Annotated in this window: 3 protein-coding genes; all 3 read left to right on the top strand. The window is 65.5% G+C overall.

Going from position 1 to position 2,913, the window contains the following annotated elements:
* Positions 1-135 precede the first annotated feature (135 nt).
* The 3 genes from ITJ67_RS19455 (at position 136) to clpX (ending at position 2,838) form a co-directional block, all read left to right on the top strand.
* Complete coding sequence (locus ITJ67_RS19455; protein ID WP_104240770.1) at positions 136-750, top strand: ATP-dependent Clp protease proteolytic subunit; 615 nt, start codon at positions 136-138, stop codon at positions 748-750.
* A gap of 14 nt (positions 751-764) precedes the next feature.
* Complete coding sequence (locus ITJ67_RS19450) at positions 765-1,436, top strand: ATP-dependent Clp protease proteolytic subunit (RefSeq protein WP_104240771.1); 672 nt, start codon at positions 765-767, stop codon at positions 1,434-1,436.
* A 124-nt stretch (positions 1,437-1,560) separates the two neighbouring features.
* Complete coding sequence (gene clpX, locus ITJ67_RS19445; protein ID WP_194678747.1) at positions 1,561-2,838, top strand: ATP-dependent Clp protease ATP-binding subunit ClpX; 1,278 nt, start codon at positions 1,561-1,563, stop codon at positions 2,836-2,838.
* Positions 2,839-2,913: the final 75 nt, after the last annotated feature.

Genomic DNA, 2,913 nt, shown 5'->3' with positions numbered 1-2,913 from the left:
CGCCGGCATAACGCCGGCGGCGCTTCGTGCATCCCCTGCCCTTTGCCAGGCACCGTGTGCCGTGGGCGAACAGGCCAGCGCTGGCCTCGTGGCTCCACTAGATTCGGTGACGACCGTTAGGGAAATGGAGCGACCGTGGCTGATATTCAACTGCCGAACAGCGTCTTCGACAGGCTTTTGAAAGACCGCATCATCTGGCTCGGGTCCGAGGTGCGCGACGAGAACGCGAACGAGATCTGCGCCAAGATCCTGCTGCTTGCTGCAGAGGATCCTGAGCGAGACATCTACCTCTACATCAACTCGCCGGGTGGATCGATCACCGCCGGTATGGCGATCTTCGACACGATGGAGTTCGTGCCGAACGACATCGTGACCGTGGGAATCGGCATGGCGGCATCGATGGGCCAGCTCCTGCTGACCGCAGGTGCGCCGGGCAAGCGCTACATCACGCCGAACGCGCGAGTGCTGCTGCACCAGCCGCACGGCGGATTCGGTGGCACGGCGAGCGACATCCAGACCCAGGCGCAGCTGATCCTCGACATGAAGGCCCGCCTCGCGTCGATCACGGCACAGCGCACGGGCAAGAGCCTCGAGCAGATCAACGAGGACGGCGACCGCGACCGCTGGTTCAACGCCGACGAGGCGCTGGCCTACGGGTTCGTCGACCACATCCGTTCCTCGGCAACCGAGGTCACGGGCGGCGGCGGCACCAAGCGCGACGCCGAGTCCACGTCCGAGTCGGCAGAGTAAGGAAGCCAGAGCATATGAACACCCCATTTCTGACCGGCGGCTCGCCGGCAGGCGTCCAGACCCCGTCGTCGCGGTACATCCTGCCGACGTTCGAGGAGCGCACGGCCTACGGCTACAAGCGCCAGGACCCGTACGCGAAGCTCTTCGAGGACCGCATCATCTTCCTCGGCGTGCAGGTCGACGACGCCTCGGCGGACGACATCATGGCCCAGCTCCTCGTGCTCGAGAGCCAGGACCCGGACCGCGACATCACGCTGTACATCAACTCGCCCGGTGGCTCGTTCACGGCCATGACGGCGATCTACGACACCATGCAGTACATCCGCCCCGAGGTCTCCACGGTGTGCCTCGGCCAGGCGGCATCGGCGGCTGCCGTGCTGCTCGCGGCAGGACAGCCTGGCAAGCGCTTGGCCCTGCCGAACGCTCGCGTGCTCATCCACCAGCCCTCCACCGGCGGTGCCGGCCAGGGGCAGGCATCGGATATCGAGATCCAGGCGCAGGAAGTGCTGCGGATGCGCACGTGGCTCGAAGAGGCGCTGGCGCGTCACTCCGGCACGTCGCTCGACAAGGTCAACCGCGACATCGAGCGCGACAAGATCCTGTCGGCCGCCGAGGCGTTGGAGTACGGCCTCATCGACCAGGTACTCACGAGCCGCAAGGGCGCCGAGCCGGTCATCATCGACTAGTTCGATCCGACCGAATCGAACACGCTGCAATGTCCATGGCCGCGCCGGGGAGTGCCCCTGGCGCGGCCATCCGGGCAATGTCGGCGGTTCGGGTTAGTCTTGGCAGACCGCGAAGGAGGTCCTCATGGCACGTATCGGTGAAAGCAGCGAGCTGCTGAAATGCTCGTTCTGCGCCAAGAGCCAGAAGCAGGTCAAGCAGCTCATCGCTGGTCCTGGTGTGTACATCTGCGACGAATGCGTCGAGCTGTGCAACGAGATCATCGAAGAGCGCATGGCCGATTCCGAGACCAGCGAGGTCAAGGACTTCGAGCTCCCGAAGCCGCGAGAGATCTTCGCGTTCCTCGAGGAGTACGTCATCGGTCAGGAGCCCGCGAAGAAGGCACTCGCCGTCGCGGTCTACAACCACTACAAGCGCGTCCGCGCGCTCGGCCAGATCACCTCGGCCGAAGACCGCGTCGACGAGGTGGAGATCTCGAAGAGCAACATCATGCTCATCGGCCCGACCGGGTGCGGGAAGACCTACCTGGCGCAGTCGCTCGCGAAGCGCCTCAACGTGCCGTTCGCGGTCGCTGATGCAACGGCGCTCACCGAGGCCGGCTACGTCGGCGAGGACGTCGAGAACATCCTCCTGAAGCTCCTCCAGGCCGCCGACTTCGATGTGAAGCGCGCCGAGACGGGCATCATCTACATCGACGAGATCGACAAGATCGCGCGCAAGGCGGAGAACCCGTCCATCACGCGCGACGTCTCCGGCGAGGGCGTGCAGCAGGCGCTGCTGAAGATCCTCGAGGGCACGGTCGCCTCGGTGCCGCCGCAGGGTGGCCGCAAGCACCCGCAGCAGGAGTTCATCCAGATCGACACGACCAACGTGCTGTTCATCGTCGCCGGGGCGTTCGCTGGGCTCGAAGAGATCGTCTCGCAGCGTGCGGGCAAGAAGGGCATCGGCTTCGGTGCCCCCTTGCACTCGAAGAACGACGACCGCGACCTCTATAGCGAGGTGCTGCCAGAAGACCTCCACAAGTTCGGGCTCATCCCGGAGTTCATCGGTCGTCTTCCCGTCATCACGACGGTGTCGCCGCTCGACCGTGGAGCGCTCATCGACATCCTCACGCAGCCGCGCAACGCGCTTGTGAAGCAGTACCAGAAGATGTTCGAACTCGACGGCGTCGAGCTCGTCTTCGACGTGGGTGCGCTCGAGGAGATCGCCGACCTCGCCGTGCTACGGCAGACGGGCGCTCGTGGCCTCCGCGCCATCCTCGAGGAGACGCTCGGGCCGGTCATGTTCGATGTTCCGTCTCTCGACGATGCGAGCCGTGTCGAGATCACGCGCGACGTCGTGCTCAAGAACGCGGCGCCGACGATCATCCCTCGGCCGGAGCTGCGCGCCGAGAAGTCGGCGTAACCGTCCCGGGTCGATCGAGGACGGCTGCGCTTTGTCGCGTCCCAGCGGAAGCCCCGCGTGCACTCGCACGCGGGG

This window comes from Pseudoclavibacter sp. VKM Ac-2867 (genome assembly GCF_015351275.1).
Classification (GTDB): Bacteria; Actinomycetota; Actinomycetes; order Actinomycetales; family Microbacteriaceae; genus Pseudoclavibacter.
This window is presented reverse-complemented; position numbering and strand designations above follow the sequence as displayed.

Bases quoted from the DNA above. Each gene is read 5' to 3' on its own strand.
- ITJ67_RS19450 (WP_104240771.1), top strand. From the start codon at position 765: ATGAACACCCCATTTCTGACCGGCGGCTCGCCGGCAGGCGTCCAGACC.
- clpX (WP_194678747.1), top strand. From the start codon at position 1,561: ATGGCACGTATCGGTGAAAGCAGCGAGCTGCTGAAATGCTCGTTCTGC.